General features: G+C 74.7%; 9 protein-coding genes. 1 reads left to right on the top strand and 8 read right to left on the bottom strand.

What is annotated here, in order from left to right:
* Positions 1-27: 27 nt before the first annotated feature.
* The 6 genes from A6A27_RS14250 to pdhA form a co-directional block, all read right to left on the bottom strand.
* A complete protein-coding gene (locus A6A27_RS14250; protein WP_073835103.1) occupies positions 28-1,863 on the bottom strand; it encodes an NHL domain-containing thioredoxin family protein in 1,836 nt (611 codons plus the stop codon).
* A 344-nt stretch (positions 1,864-2,207) separates the two neighbouring features.
* Positions 2,208-4,763 carry an LppU/SCO3897 family protein gene (locus A6A27_RS14245; RefSeq protein WP_073835069.1) on the bottom strand — a complete coding sequence of 852 codons (2,556 nt, stop codon included), beginning with the start codon at positions 4,761-4,763 and terminating at the stop codon, positions 2,208-2,210.
* 349 nt (positions 4,764-5,112) lie between these two features.
* Positions 5,113-5,250 carry a hypothetical protein gene (locus tag A6A27_RS44995; RefSeq protein ID WP_198940299.1) on the bottom strand — a complete coding sequence of 46 codons (138 nt, stop codon included), beginning with the start codon at positions 5,248-5,250 and terminating at the stop codon, positions 5,113-5,115.
* 225 nt (positions 5,251-5,475) lie between these two features.
* Positions 5,476-6,906: a dihydrolipoamide acetyltransferase family protein gene (locus tag A6A27_RS14240; protein ID WP_073835068.1), complete on the bottom strand. Its 1,431-nt coding sequence runs from the start codon at positions 6,904-6,906 to the stop codon at positions 5,476-5,478.
* 5 nt (positions 6,907-6,911) lie between these two features.
* A complete protein-coding gene (locus A6A27_RS14235; RefSeq protein WP_073835067.1) occupies positions 6,912-7,901 on the bottom strand; it encodes an alpha-ketoacid dehydrogenase subunit beta in 990 nt (329 codons plus the stop codon).
* Positions 7,901-9,079, bottom strand: coding sequence for a pyruvate dehydrogenase (acetyl-transferring) E1 component subunit alpha (pdhA, locus tag A6A27_RS14230; protein WP_073835066.1), 1,179 nt, complete (start codon positions 9,077-9,079; stop codon positions 7,901-7,903). Before pdhA ends, A6A27_RS14235 begins: the two co-directional genes overlap by 1 nt.
* Before the next feature lie 486 nt (positions 9,080-9,565).
* Between pdhA and A6A27_RS14225 the strand changes: the two genes are divergently transcribed.
* Entirely contained in the window at positions 9,566-10,306 is a 741-nt protein-coding gene (locus A6A27_RS14225) for a hypothetical protein (protein WP_143193994.1), read from the top strand.
* Between the two features lie 73 nt (positions 10,307-10,379).
* On the opposite strand, the gene A6A27_RS14220 is transcribed toward A6A27_RS14225, so the two are convergent.
* Both A6A27_RS14220 and A6A27_RS14215 read right to left on the bottom strand, forming a co-directional pair.
* On the bottom strand, positions 10,380-11,600 hold the full coding sequence (locus A6A27_RS14220; RefSeq protein ID WP_073835064.1) for a hypothetical protein: 1,221 nt from the start codon (positions 11,598-11,600) through the stop codon (positions 10,380-10,382).
* A gap of 53 nt (positions 11,601-11,653) precedes the next feature.
* Positions 11,654-13,312 carry a GTPase gene (locus A6A27_RS14215; protein WP_073835102.1) on the bottom strand — a complete coding sequence of 553 codons (1,659 nt, stop codon included), beginning with the start codon at positions 13,310-13,312 and terminating at the stop codon, positions 11,654-11,656.
* Positions 13,313-13,339: the final 27 nt, after the last annotated feature.

Raw genomic sequence — 13,339 nt, 5'->3', positions numbered from 1 at the left:
GGGAAACTGCGCGGATCTTGGGCGCGGTCAGGCCTCGTCGAGGCCGCGGAGGATCAGCGGGAGGCGGGTGGTGCCGCCGTCGACCACCCGCACCGGTACGCCCCAGTCCTGCCGGGTCAGGTGGCAGGCCGCGTGCTCGACGTCCGCGTCGCAGGTGGCCGCCTGGGCGGTCACCTGGAGCACGCCCTGCGCGACGGCACCGTTCAGCACCAGCCGGCGGGACAGGTCGGTGGTCGTCCCGGCCCCCTCGACCAGCAGCTCCGGCGGGGAGGCCGACACCACCAGTCGGGTCGACGGGCCGTACGTCTCGTCCAGCTTCTGCCCCGGCGCGGGCGTGAAGATCACGTCGAGGGTCAGCTCGCCGGCCGCCACGTCAGTGGGCTTGCGCTCCAGCTTGTGCCGCGGGCCGTCCACGGTGTTCGCGCCGGCCGCAGTGAGCGCCCCCGGGGCCAAGCGGGTCAGCCGGTGCGCGGCCGACTCGACCACCAGCACCTCGCCCTCGGCGGTGAGCACCACGTCGCTCGGCTCGGCCAGCCCGTCCGCCACCGTGGCGACCTGCTCGGTCTCCGGATCGAAGCGGCGCACCGCGCCGTTGTACGTGTCGGCGATCAGCACCGAACCGTCGGGCAGCGCGCACACCCCCAGTGGATGCTGGAGCAACGCCCGGTCGGCCGGGCCGTCGACGTGGCCGAAGTCGAAGAGTCCCTGCCCGACGGAGGTGTGCATCACCCCGTTCTCGACGTAGCGGACGGCGCTGGTCTCGCTGTCGGCGATCCACAGCCGGGTGCCGTCCGCCGAGACCGAGAGGCCGGAGGGCTGGGCCATCCAGACGTCCGGCAGCGGACCGTCGCGCAGCGCCTCGACCGTGGTGCCGGCGTACATGCCGGCGGTCCGCTTGATCGGGTCGAACCACCAGAGCTGATGGATGCCGGCCATGGCGATGACGACCTTGTCGTCGTACCAGGCGACGTCCCAGGGCGAGGAGAGGTCGACCGAAAGTGCGTCGTGGGCGTGGTCGTCGACCGTCGAGCGCCACTGCCGCCCGGTGCCGGCGACCGTGACCACCTCGCCGGTGGCCAGCTTCACGCCGCGCAGCAGATGGTTGACGGTGTCCGCGACGACCAGGTCATACCCAGCCACCTCGGCGACGTGCCCGGGAAGCAGGCAGAGCCCCTGCGGCTCGGAGAAGGTGGCACTCTCCGCCGGGCCGTCGTCGGCTCCCCGCGGGCCCGAACCGATCCGGCGGAGCACCTTCTCGCCGTCCGAGGCCAGCTCGACCAGGGAGTGCCGGGCCGAGTCGGAGACCAGCAGGTTGCCACCGTCGAGCACGACGGCCTTGCCGGGGAAGCGCAGTGCCGTCTCCGGTTCGGCCGGCGGCACGTACGGGCCCTCGCCCCGGTGCAGGGTGCCCTTCGCCTCGTGGGTGGCGATCAGCTCGTCGATCAGCCTGGCCAGCCCCTCGGCGTGCCCCTCGCCGGCCATGGTGGCGACCACGTACCCCTCGGGGTCGACCACCGAGAGCGTCGGCCAGGCCTTGGCCGCGTACTGCTGCCACATGTCCAGCTCGGGGTCGTCGAGCACCGGGTGGTGCACGCCGTACCGCTCGACGGCCGCCGCGAGCGCCTCCGGGTCCTTCTCGTGCTCGAACTTCGGCGAGTGCACGCCGATCACGACCAGGACGTCGCCGTACTTCTCCTCGAGCGGGCGCAGCTCGTCGAGCACGTGCAGGCAGTTGATGCAGCAGAAGGTCCAGAAGTCTAAGACGGTGATACGACCTCGGAGGTCGGCGAGCGAGAGGTCGCGGCCTCCGGTGTTGAGCCAACGACGACCGCGCAGCTCGGGCGCACGTACTCGAGGTGCCATGACTCCATCTTGCCGCACCATCGGAGCCCACCCCGCGCGACGTGGTGCAGGCAACGGCACGCGGGAGACAGCCTGGCCAAGCACCAGCGCCGCCGACGAGGTGCGGTAGCGGCCGTCGCGGAGGCGGTAGACCTCCAGCGGGCCGACCGGGGCCGAGAGGTCGCCGACGCCGACGATCGCCGTCCGCTCGACGTTGCGCCGCTCGCCGACGGCCTCGACGCGGCGCACGGTCACCGCGAGCGGCATCGAGCGGACCACAACGGCCGGATTTAGCGGGGTGGATCACATCCGGAACGGACGACGGCGGGGCCACGGACCACCGTGACCCCGCCGTCGGACAGTTGCTACTTACCGGCCGGCTTGAGGCAGAGCACCCGGTTCGCCCCGTCGCCGGAGAGCACCACGTGCGGCTGCGTCGGGTCGGCGCACTTCTCCTTGGCGTCGACCTTCTGAGCGACCGTGAACGCGCCCTGCTCGCCGCAGTCGGCGGCCGCGGCGCCGTTGGCGCCGGACTGCTTGACGCAGGAGCCCACGGCCGGGTCGAACCCGGCCGGCTTGTTGTCCCCGCCGATCTTGCCGAGCAGGGTGAGCAGGCCGAGCGGGACGGCGAGGATCAGCACCGCCGCGATCAGCACGACCGCCAGCACCCGGCCGTTGCGGACCTTCGGCGTGGGCGCCTCGGTCTTCGGCTCGGCATCCGGCTTGAACGCGTCGAAGCGGCCCTGCTCCGGCTCGTTGGCCGGGCCCTGCTGCCAGGCTGGCGGCGCCTGCTGGGGCGGCGGCGGGAACGGGGGCGGGAACCCGCCCGGGCCCGGTTCGCCCATTGGTCCCTGCCCCGGTGCGGCAACCGCCGCGCGACCGCCTCCCGGCGCGCCGTACGGGTCACCCGGCCCGGCGGGCGACCCGCCGAATGGGTCGTGCGGACCGCCGGGTCCGCCGTACGGGTCACTCGGGCCGGTGCCGCCGAACGGGTCGGGGTGACCGCCGGGAGGGCCGTACGGGTCGGGGTGACCGCCGGGAGGGCCGTACGGGTCGGGGTGACCGCCGGCGTGCCCGTCGCTCGGCGGGTGCACCCCGTTCACCGGGCGGGTGCTGCCGGGCGGGTTGGCGAAGGACGGCACGCCGGGCGGGAACGGCGGCGGGGCAGCGGGCGAGGACGGCGGGGCGGACGGCACCGGGGGCGCCGCGGCGAAGCCGTGCGGATGGTCCGGCTCGTCCGTCCGCGACAGCGGGCCGTGCTCGTCGAAGCGCGGGCCCGGCTCCGGGAAGCGGTCCGCTCCGGGGGCTTCCTCCGGCTCGGGGCGGGTGGGCCGGCCGTACACCCTGGGCTGCGGGGCCGGCACGCCGGCCGCGTGCAGGGCCTGGTCGGCTGGGGGCGTCACGCGGCTGGTCACCGGCACCGAGGCGCTGGCGGAGACGTGACCGCCTGCCTCCGGTGAGGTACGCGGGCCCGGCACCACCGGCCCGGCCGGCGACTGGTGCTCGTCGTGCGCCGATTCCGGCGCACCCCAGCCGCCCGACTGCTCCGCCTCGTACGGGTCCCGGTCGGCCGGGGCGAACTGCGCGGGCGGCAGGTAGTCGGCGGGCGGCGCCGCGGCCAGCGCGGCGCCCGGCACCCGCTGCTCCTGCGGCGGGAGGGGCACGGCGTTGGCCGGGGAGATGCCGGGACCGGGGGCCGGCTGGTAGATCGGCGGCTCCTCGGGCTGGGCCTCGGCAGCCCGGCCCCACGCCTCGCCGGGCGCCCACGGTTCGGCGTCCGGAATGGGCGGCCGTTCGGGCGTCCACGATGCGGGGCCGTCCTGGTTGTCGCCCCAGGCCGGCGAGTCGGGGGGCGGGACCGAGGCGCTGGCCCGGGCCGGCGACTCCGCCGACGGCCAGGCCCCGGACTCGGGCCGGTCGCCGGGCGGCGGGACGGCGGCGGAGGCCCAGCCGGGCTGCTGGCCGGCCTCGGCGGCTCGGCCGGCGGCCCAGCCGCCGGACCGGTCCGGCTCGTCGTGCGGGGCGGCCGCTCCGGTGTCCCAGCCGCCCGAGTGGGCCGGGTCGTCCTGGCCGGGCCAGGCGTTCTCGGCCGGCGCACCCGGTACGGAGACCTTGGCGGTGGCGCGGGCGGGCGGCTCGGCGGGCGACCAGGCGGGGGCGGGGTGCTCGGCCGGCTGGCCCCAGGCCGGCTGGTTTTCCTGCGGGGCCGCGCCCCAGCCGCCCGAGCGGTTCGCGTCGTCCTGCTGCTGGGCGCCGGTCCCGACGGCCCAGCCGCCGGAGCGGTCGTCCTGCGGGCCGGTCGCGGCGGGCCAGCCGTCCGAGCGCGCCGGGTCGTCGTCCTGCTGGCCGGTGGCCCACGCCTCGTGCGGGGCGGTGGCCGAGGCGGCGCCGCGGGTGCCCGCCTCGCCGGACTGCGCCCAGGCCGGCTGCTCGCCGGGCGAACCGGCCGGCGGAGCGGCGGCGGCCCAGGCGGGCCCGCCCGGCGTGGCCCCCCAGGCGGGTGGGCCGGGCTCGGCGGAAGCATTCGACGGGCCGGCGGCCCAGGCGGGCGCGCCCTGCTCGGGGGAGGCAGCCTGCGGGCTGGCGGTCCAGGCAGGCGTGCCCGGCTCCTGGGCTCCCCAGCCCGGCTGCGCGGGGCCACCCCAACCTTCGGCGGGCGGCGGCACCTGCGCGGTGGCCCGGCCGGTGGCCTGGCCACCCGGTGGCGCCCAGGCGGCAGGTTGGTCGTCCGGTGCGCCCCAGGCGGGGGCCGACGGGGCGGGCCGCCCGGCCGGCGGCGGCGGTGCCCAGCCGAGGTCGGGAGCTCCGCCGTACCCGTTGCCCTGCTGCGCCGGATGGTCGCCGTACGGTGCCGGTCCGCCGGCGCCCGACGACGCCTCGCCCGGCTCCTGGCCTGGGCGGTTCGGGGCCTCGGACGTCATGGGTACGCCTCCTCCATCACATGTCGGCCACCGATACCGATCGGGACCGTCGGCCGGTTGCCGGCGTTGCCGGCGGGTAACCGGCCGTGCGGGCTCCCCGCACCGTATCGGGTGGCCGCCGGGAGGCGCCTGGGGGAGCCCCGGTCGTCACTTGCCGTGACCGGATGTTGTCGATCGGTTTCTGTTGGTGCGATCGGTCCGGCGGTGGGCGGGTGGCGACCGAGCCCCACCGTACCGGGCGGTGCGGCGAGGTGGAATCCCGGTGTCAATCGATGTGAAACGCCGAAGACCCGCCCGGGTTGACCGGGCGGGTCTTCGAACTGGAGGAGGTGAGGAAAGTTGGGGGGCGTCAGCTCATGTGACGCTGGGCGATGGCGAGAAGCTCCTCGCGGACCGCGGGCGAGTTGGCGGAGCGCAGCGCCTGCTCGATGGCGCGGGCGCGGCGGTTGGCGTCGCGGCGGGTGCGGATTCGCTTGATCATGCTCATCTGGGTCTCTCCTCCTGGCTATTCGGTTGTCAGCCCCTTGATGTCTCTTATTGAAGCACGTAACGCGGCCAACTTCCATCGATTATTAGGTGAGCTGAGCCACGTGCCGAAGGATCGTAGGCTGCCGCCCTTCCGTTGCCGACGATTTCGTCTCCCCAACGGCAACGGCCGGTGTGCCGGGCGTTCACCCGTGGCACACCGGCCGTTGCCTGGTGTCGTGGACCGTCAGGTCCAGGCGAGCAGCGCCGCCTCCGGATCGGCCAGGAAGTCCCCGATGTCGCGGAGGAACTTCGAGCCCAGCTCGCCGTCGATGATCCGGTGGTCGAAGGAGAGGCCCAGCGTGGTGACCAGGCGCGGCTTGACCTTGCCCTTGTGTACCCACGGCAGCTCACGTACGGCCCCGAAGGCGAGGATGGCCGACTCGCCCGGGGGCAGGATCGGCGTACCGGTGTCGACGCCGAAGACGCCGACGTTGGTGATGGTCAGCGTGCCGCCGGACATGTCGGCCGGGGAGGTGCGGCCGGCCTTCGCCGTCTGCACCAGCGCGGTCAGGGCGTCCGCCAGCTCGCGCAGCGAGAGCCGGCCGGCGTCCTTGATGTTCGGCACGATCAGGCCGCGCTCGGTGGCCGCCGCGATGCCCAGGTTGACGTAGTCCTTCACCACGATCTCGTCGCCGGCCCAGGTCGAGTTGACCATCGGGTGGCGCTTGACCGCCAGCAGCACCGCCTTGGCGACCAGCAGCAGCGGCGAGACGCGGACGTCCCGCCACTCGCGCCGCTCGCGGAGCCGGTCCAGGGCCTTCATCGCCCGGGTCACGTCGACTGTCAGGAACTCGGTGACGTGCGGCGCGGTGAACGCCGAGCGGGACATGTTCTCCGCGGTGAGCTTGCGTACCCCCTTGACCGGGATGCGCTGCTCGCGGTCGGCGCCGAAGTTGGCGGCCGCCGGGGCCGCGACCGTCAGCGGCTCGGCCGCCGCCGGGGCCGACGCGGCCCGCTGGACGTCCTCCCGGGTGATCGAGCCCAGCGGGCCCGAGCCGGCCAGCGCGGCCAGGTCGACGCCGAGGTCCTTGGCGAGCTTGCGGACCGGCGGCTTGGCCAGCACCGGCCCACCGGCCCGGCCGGTGCCGTTCACCACCGGAGCGGGCGACACCGGAGCCGGAACCGGGGCGGCCTGGACCGGGGCCGCGGCGGCCTGGGTCGGGACGACACCCTTGCGCGGGCGGCGCTTGGCCGGCGCGTTCCGCGGGCCGTAGCCGACCAGCACGGCGGTCCGCCCGCCCGGTGCCGCGCCGCCGATCAGGCCCGGTTCGACCATGCCCTCCTCGGGCGCGATCTCGACGGCGGCCAGCGAGGCCGCCGACGGGGTGGGCAGGCCGGCGGTCGTGGACTCCTCGATCGGCCCGGCACCCGGGTCGGTGTCGATCGCGATGATCGGGGTGCCGACCTCGACGGTGGCCCCCTCCGGGTGGAAGATCGCCTGCACCTGGCCGGCCCACTTCGCCGGGATCTCGACCGCCGCCTTGGCGGTCTCCACCTCGACGATCGGCTGGTTCAGCTCGATCACGTCGCCCACCTTGACCAGCCAGGCGAGGATCTCGCCCTCGGTCAGGCCCTCGCCCAGGTCGGGGAGGTTGAACTCCTTGATCCGGGACATCGCGCTCACCAGCCGAAGGTGCGGTCGACGGCGTCGAGCACCCGGTCGAGGTCGGGCAGGTACTCCTCCTCCACCCGGGCGGCCGGGTAGGGGGTGTCGAAGCCGGTGACCCGCAGCACCGGGGACTCCAGGGAGTAGAAGCACTCCTCGGTGATCCGCGCCGCGATCTCGGCACCGAGGCCCAGGTTGCCCGGGGCCTCGTGGACGACCACGCACCGCCCGGTGCGCTTCACCGACTCGTACGCCGAGGTCAGGTCCAGCGGGGAGAGCGAGCGCAGGTCGATGACCTCCAACTCCCGGCCGTCCTCGGCGGCGGCGGTGGCCGCGTCGAGGGCGGTGCGGACCATCGGGCCGTACGCCAGCACGGTGGCGTCGGTGCCCGGCCGGGCAACCCGGGCGGCGTGCAGCGGGTACGCCTCGGCCAGCGGGGCGTCCACGTCGACCTGGCCCTTCTCCCAGTAGCGGCGCTTCGGCTCCAGGAACACGATCGGGTCGTCCGAGGCGATCGCCTGCTGGATCATCGAGTAGCCGTCCTGGGGGTTCGCGCAGGTCACCACCTTCAGGCCGGCGGTGTGCGAGAAGTACGCCTCGGGCGACTCCGAGTGGTGCTCGACCGCGCCGATGCCGCCGCCGTACGGGATCCGGATGACCATGGGGATCCGGACCTTGCCCTGCGAGCGGTAGTGCATCTTCGCCACCTGCGACACGATCTGGTCGTACGCCGGGTAGACGAAGCCGTCGAACTGGATCTCGCAGACCGGCCGGAAGCCGCGGATGGCCAGGCCGACCGCGGTGCCGATGATGCCGGACTCGGCGAGCGGGGTGTCGATCACCCGCTGGTCGCCGAAGTCCTTCTGCAGGCCGTCGGTGATCCGGAACACGCCGCCGAGCTTGCCGACGTCCTCGCCCATGATTACGACCTTCGGGTCGTTCTCCAGGGCCTTGCGCAGACCGGTGTTGAGGGCCTTGCCGAGGGTGAGCGTCTCCGTGGCCATCAGTGCGCGCTCCCCTCGAACGACTCCATGTACTTCGTGAACTGTGCCCGCTGCTCGTCCAGCTCCGGCGACCCGTTGGGGTAGACGTGGTCGAACATCGTCACCGGCTCCGGGTTGGGCATGGCGAGCACCCGCTCGCGCAGGTGCACCGACTCGGCCTTGGCCTGCTCGTCGATCTCGGTGAAGAACGACTCGTCGGCGATCTGCTGCTTGGTCAGGAACGCCTTCATCCGGGCGATCGGGTCCTTGGCCCGCCAGGCCTCGACCTCGCTGGCGATCCGGTAGCGGGTCGGGTCGTCGGAGGTGGTGTGCGCCCCCATCCGGTAGGTGTAGGCCTCGATCAGGCTCGGGCCCTGGCCGTGCCGCGCGGTGTCCAGCGCGTGCCGGGTCACCGCGTACGACGCCAGCACGTCGTTGCCGTCCACCCGGACGCCGGGGAAGCCGAAGCCGCCCGCCCGCCGGTACAGCGGGACGCGGGTCTGCCGCTCCAGCGGCTCCGAGATGGCGTACTGGTTGTTCTGGCAGAAGAAGACCAGCGGGGCGTTGAAGACGCTGGCCCAGACGAACGCCTCGTTGACGTCGCCCTGGCTGGTGGCACCGTCTCCGAAGTACGCGATCACCGCCTCGCCGTCGTCGCTGCCGGTCTTGCCGTCCATGGCGACACCCATGGCGTACCCGGTCGCGTGGAGGGTCTGCGCCCCGATGACGATCGTGTACATGTTGAACTTGAACTCGTTCGGGTCCCATCCGCCCTGGTCGACGCCGCGGAACAGGCCGAGCGGCATGATCGGGTCGATGCCCCGGCAGTAGAGGACGCCGTGCTCCCGGTAGGTGGGGAAGGCCATGTCCTGGGTGCGCAGCGCGCGGCCGGAGCCGACCTGCGCCGCCTCCTGGCCCAGCAGGCTGGCCCACAGGCCCAGCTCGCCCTGGCGCTGCAGCGCCGTGGCCTCTGCGTCGAGCTTGCGGACCAGCACGAGGTCGCGGTAGAGCCCGCGGTACTCCTCGTCGGTGAAGTCGACGCGGTACTCGGTCCCGTCCGGGCCGAGTGCGCTCTCGATCCGCTCGCCGTCGGGCGTGAGCAGCTGTACGAGTTCCGGCTCGCCTGCTGCGGCGGCACGCTTGGAACGGGGTGCGGCCCGCCGGCCGCGGCTGGTGACCCCGGGGTCGCCCTTTGCCATCCGTCTCTCCCTGTCTGGTCTGCGCCGGCGCCGGGGGTGACCCGTGCCGCGCACATCGTGCGCCGCCCGGCTCGAGCCGGGCTGGTTCCTGGCGGCCGCGCCTAGCCCCGGTGAGGGTTGCCGCGCGGCGTGAGCCGGGTCCGTGGGGGAACCCGACCCGGGAGCGCCGGCGCCGTTCCGCACCGCCGCGAGGTACGCGGAGGTGGCGGCTGCGTTGCCGTCGTGCCTGAATGATTGCAGAGGTCGTGAGCGGGCCCACAGTATGGCCTCCCCCGCCGGTGACGTTCGGTCTGGTTCGCGACGCATGGGTTTTTTGTCGCGCAAGTTCTCATGAGTCGACGGACACCGGGTGTGTCGACACGCGGTGATGGCTGGTGAACTGAGCGTCGCTGGTTCAAGCTGACTGGTGTTCCGTGACGAGGCGTTTGATGGCCTTTGTCCAGCTTGGACGAGCGTGCCGCCGTGTCGACGTACGAGGAGTGTGCGGTGTCCCAGCCAGCAGAGGGTCCTGGTACCCCGCTCCTCGGCCACCACCGCGCGTCGCCCCGGGCCGCGTACCGCCGGGTGGTCGGGGCGCACCGCGCGCCCGGCCTGAACTCCCCGAGCCGGGGATATCTCTTCACCGTCGCGTTGCTCGCCGGCACCGCGTCCATGCCGATCCTGGCCGCGATCAGCACCGGGTCGGCGACCGTGGGCAACAGCGCCCTCCCGGACAGCAGCACCCCGTTCATCCCGACCCCCTCGGTCGGCCCGGTGGTCATCCAGGGCACCCAGCCCCCGGTCGTGCCCACCCGGACGCCCGTGGCCGACGCCGCCAGTCTGCCGGCCCTCGCCGCCGCCCCGGCCCTGCCCGACGACGCCGACCTGGGCTCGCGCCGGCGGCCCCGGCCCACCGCACCCGCGAAGGTGCCCACCCGCCCCAGGCCGACCATCCTGCCGCGCCCGTCGCCGGTCCCGTCACCCTCGCCATCGGCCTCCACCCCGGCCACGCCGGACCCGACGCCGAGCCCCACGGCCGAGCCGACCAGCACCATCTCCGCGCCGGCGACCGATCCCTCCACCACCCCGAGCGCGGACCCCAGCGCGACCACCTCACCGGACAACTCGCCGCCGCCGACCAGCGCGCCGCCCGACGAGACGCCCGGGCCGACCCCCAGCCCCACCGCCGAACCGGGCCCGAGCGCCACCGTGCCGGCCACCGGCCGGCTGCGGACCGAAGCACCCTGATTCCCGGAAAGAGTCGCCTCCCGCGCGCGGTAAGCCACTGTTTCCGGGAATCTGCGTCGCGTGCGGGTGCGCCTCAGGCCGGGTCGTCGGTGAGGCGGTGCCGGTTGGCCTCGATCCAGGCGTCCAGGGCGGCCGGATCGTCGGGGTCGACGCCGTCCGCCATGAGCTGGGCGACCGCGGCGGTGGCGGGGCTGCGCCGCTCCCCGGTGGTGTAGAGCCGGGCGAACTCCGGGACCATCTCCTCGATCGCCTCGTCCGTCCGCCGGACCGCCGCCGCCGGCAGGCCCCGCTGGCGGGCCGCGTACGCCGCCCAGCCGCGCAGCACCCGCGGCAGCATCGCCGCGTCGTCCATGTCCAGCACGGCCCGGCGGTGCACCCAGTCAAGCAGGAACAGCTCGGCCACCGTCGGGCTCCAACGCATCGGGTCGGCGTCCGGGAAGCTGGCCGCGTGGTCGAGCAGCAGGCCCAGGCAGAAGTGCAGCGAGGCCAGCTCCGCGTCGGCCACCGTGTCCAGGCCGAACCGGGCGGCTTCCGGCGCGGCGAGAAAGGCCCGCACCAGCCGGGTCCGTTCCGCGTCGGTGGGCGGCGGGACGTCCCCGGCGCCGGCCCGGGCCGGGCCCGGCAGGACGGCCAACCGCGCGCCGACCAGCGCCCGGTCGGTGGCCAGGGAGCCCTGGGCGGGCAGCTCCCCGAGGTCGTCGGTGACCGCGAGGTGCCGGCGCACCTCCGCGTGCATCCGGGCCGGGTCCTCGGTACGGAACCAGGTCAGCTCGTCCTCGGTGCAGATCTGGCGGGCCTGCTCGACGATCCGCCCGGCGGGACCGCCGACGAAGACGTCCTTGGTGATGCCGATGTTGTGGTCGACCAGGGCCACCAGGGCATGCTCCGGGCCACCCTCGTCGTCGTCGTACGCGAACGTGGCCAGGTAGGAGGTCTGGTCGCCGTACACGTCCCCGTACGCCCAGGCGCCGGTGAGGTGCACCCGGCCGAGCTGTCCGGCCCAGGCCGGGGCGTACGCGCCGGGGCGTACCCGGGTGGCGCCCTCGGCGTCCGGTACCAGCGCGGCGAAGACTGCGCGGATCGTGGTGGCGGCGGCGCTGCGGCGGCGGGACGTGGCGGCCAGGAAGCCGGCCACGAACTCGCGGACGGCGGTCTCCCGGTCGGACTCCGCCACGGCGTAGACGCTGCCCAGCAGCGCGGCGCCGAGCATCTCGGCGTCGAGGGCGGAGTCGAGCCTCGTCACGTCGCGAGCGGCGTGCAGCACCGCCTCGTAGGGGGTCTGTGGCGTGGCCATGCACCGACCCTACGCCGGTCGGCCGGTCCGGACACGGTCCAGCGCGCCCGGGCTCAGCGCCGGGTGGCGTCCTGCAGCGCCTGCCGGGCCTCGGCGTAGCGGCCCAGCACCACCCGGACCGGGTCCAGCACGTACTTCTCGCCGACCCGGCCCACCGAGGTCAGCAGCCGCCCCTCGGCCCGCTGCCGGGCGCGCCCGGCAGCCCACCGGATCACCGGCCGGCTCAGCGCCGCCAGCAGCAGCCCGGCGAGCAGGCCGCCGATAAGCAGCACGGTCGGCCAGGGCACCTCGCCGAGCCTCGGCTGCTCCAGCGCCGGCAGGCCCAGCGCGCGCAGCGCGTAACCCAGCACCAGCCAGCCCAGCCCGGCCAGGGCGGCGAGGGTGACCAGCCACTGGAGGCCGCCCACGATCCGCCACCAGGTGGGTCGTCGGGCCATCCCCAGGTCGGTGGCGGCGACCGCGTGGTCCAGCGCGTCCGGCAGGTCGGCCAGCCGGGACCGGGCTGCGGCGGTCACCGCGCCCGGCCAGGGCACCGGCAGGTCCGCGGCGGAACGGTCGGCCACCGCGCGGACGGCCAGGTTGAGCGCCGACCGCTGCGCGGCGGTGGCATCGGGTACGGAGGTCGCCGCGACCAGGCTCTCCGCCGGCGCGGCGGCGTCGCCGTCGGGCAGGTGCAGCCGGCGCAGCGGGTCCGGCCGGAGCCGCCGCCAGCCGCGGACCAGCGGCCAGCCGGTCGTCCCGCCGGCCCGGTGCCGGTACGCCGCCTCGACCGCCTCGGCCACCGTCGGCACCCCGGCCGCCCCGGCCAGCGCCGCGGTGAGCTCCTTCGTCGAGCGGTCGTCCGGGCCGGTGCGTGGCGGCTCCGGCCCCACCAGTTCCGCCAGCCCGGCCACCACCGCGTCCACGTCGCCGGTCAGCCGGCGTAGGGCGGCCTGCCGTTCGGCGACCGTCTGCTCCAGCTCGGCCCGGAGCCCGTCCAGGCTGGCCGGGTCCACCGCCACGGTGGGCAACAGCGGCACCCCGGTCAGCCCGTCGGCGTCGAGCAGCCGGCGCAGGTCGCCGAGGACCCGGGGCAGCTCGGCCGGGGGCAGCCGGTCAGCCTGGTTGAGCACCACCACCGTCACGTCCTTGTGCCGGTGGAACTCGCGCAGGTAGCCGGTGTGAATCACGCGGTCCGCGTACTTCTGCGGGTCGACCACCCAGACGACCAGGTCGACCAGGCCGAGCAACCGGTCCACCTCCAGCCGGTGGGCGCGCTGCACCGAGTCGAAGTCGGGCAGGTCCAGCAGGACCAGGCCGTGCAGGGCCCACTCGTCGTCGCCGTCGAGGGCGCTCTCCCGGACGAACCGGTGCCGGGGCAGCACCCCGATCCAGTCGAGCAGCCGGGCCGCGCCGTCCAGCGGCCCCCAGACGCAGGCGTGCGCGACCCCGGTGGTCGGCCGGCGTACGCCGACCGGCGAGAGGTCCAGCCGGGCGAGGGCGTTGAACAGGCTCGACTTGCCGCTGCCGGTCGCCCCGGCCAGGGCGACCACGGTGTGGTGCCCGGACAACGCGAGCCGGGTGCCGGCCCGTTCGACCACGGTGTGCGCGGTGATCAGTTGGGAGTCGGGCACCTGGCCGTCCACCGCCTGGAGGAAGCGCTGGACCGCCTGCAGGCGCGTGACCAGGGCGTCCGGGTCGACCCGCTGGTCGCCGCGGAACGCCTCGCGCATCCGACCGACGATGTTGCTCACCTCGGC

It is taken from the genome of Micromonospora sp. CB01531, assembly GCF_001905095.1.
Taxonomy (GTDB): domain Bacteria; phylum Actinomycetota; class Actinomycetes; order Mycobacteriales; family Micromonosporaceae; genus Micromonospora.
This window is presented reverse-complemented; position numbering and strand designations above follow the sequence as displayed.

Coding starts and splice junctions, on each gene's coding strand:
- pdhA (WP_073835066.1), bottom strand. CDS start 9,079: ATGGCAAAGGGCGACCCCGGGGTCACCAGCCGCGGCCGGCGGGCCGCA.
- A6A27_RS14215 (WP_073835102.1), bottom strand. CDS start 13,312: ATGCGCGAGGCGTTCCGCGGCGACCAGCGGGTCGACCCGGACGCCCTG.
- A6A27_RS14240 (WP_073835068.1), bottom strand. CDS start 6,906: ATGTCCCGGATCAAGGAGTTCAACCTCCCCGACCTGGGCGAGGGCCTG.
- A6A27_RS14250 (WP_073835103.1), bottom strand. CDS start 1,863: ATGGCACCTCGAGTACGTGCGCCCGAGCTGCGCGGTCGTCGTTGGCTC.
- A6A27_RS44995 (WP_198940299.1), bottom strand. CDS start 5,250: ATGAGCATGATCAAGCGAATCCGCACCCGCCGCGACGCCAACCGCCGC.
- A6A27_RS14220 (WP_073835064.1), bottom strand. CDS start 11,600: ATGGCCACGCCACAGACCCCCTACGAGGCGGTGCTGCACGCCGCTCGC.
- A6A27_RS14245 (WP_073835069.1), bottom strand. CDS start 4,763: ATGACGTCCGAGGCCCCGAACCGCCCAGGCCAGGAGCCGGGCGAGGCG.
- A6A27_RS14235 (WP_073835067.1), bottom strand. CDS start 7,901: ATGGCCACGGAGACGCTCACCCTCGGCAAGGCCCTCAACACCGGTCTG.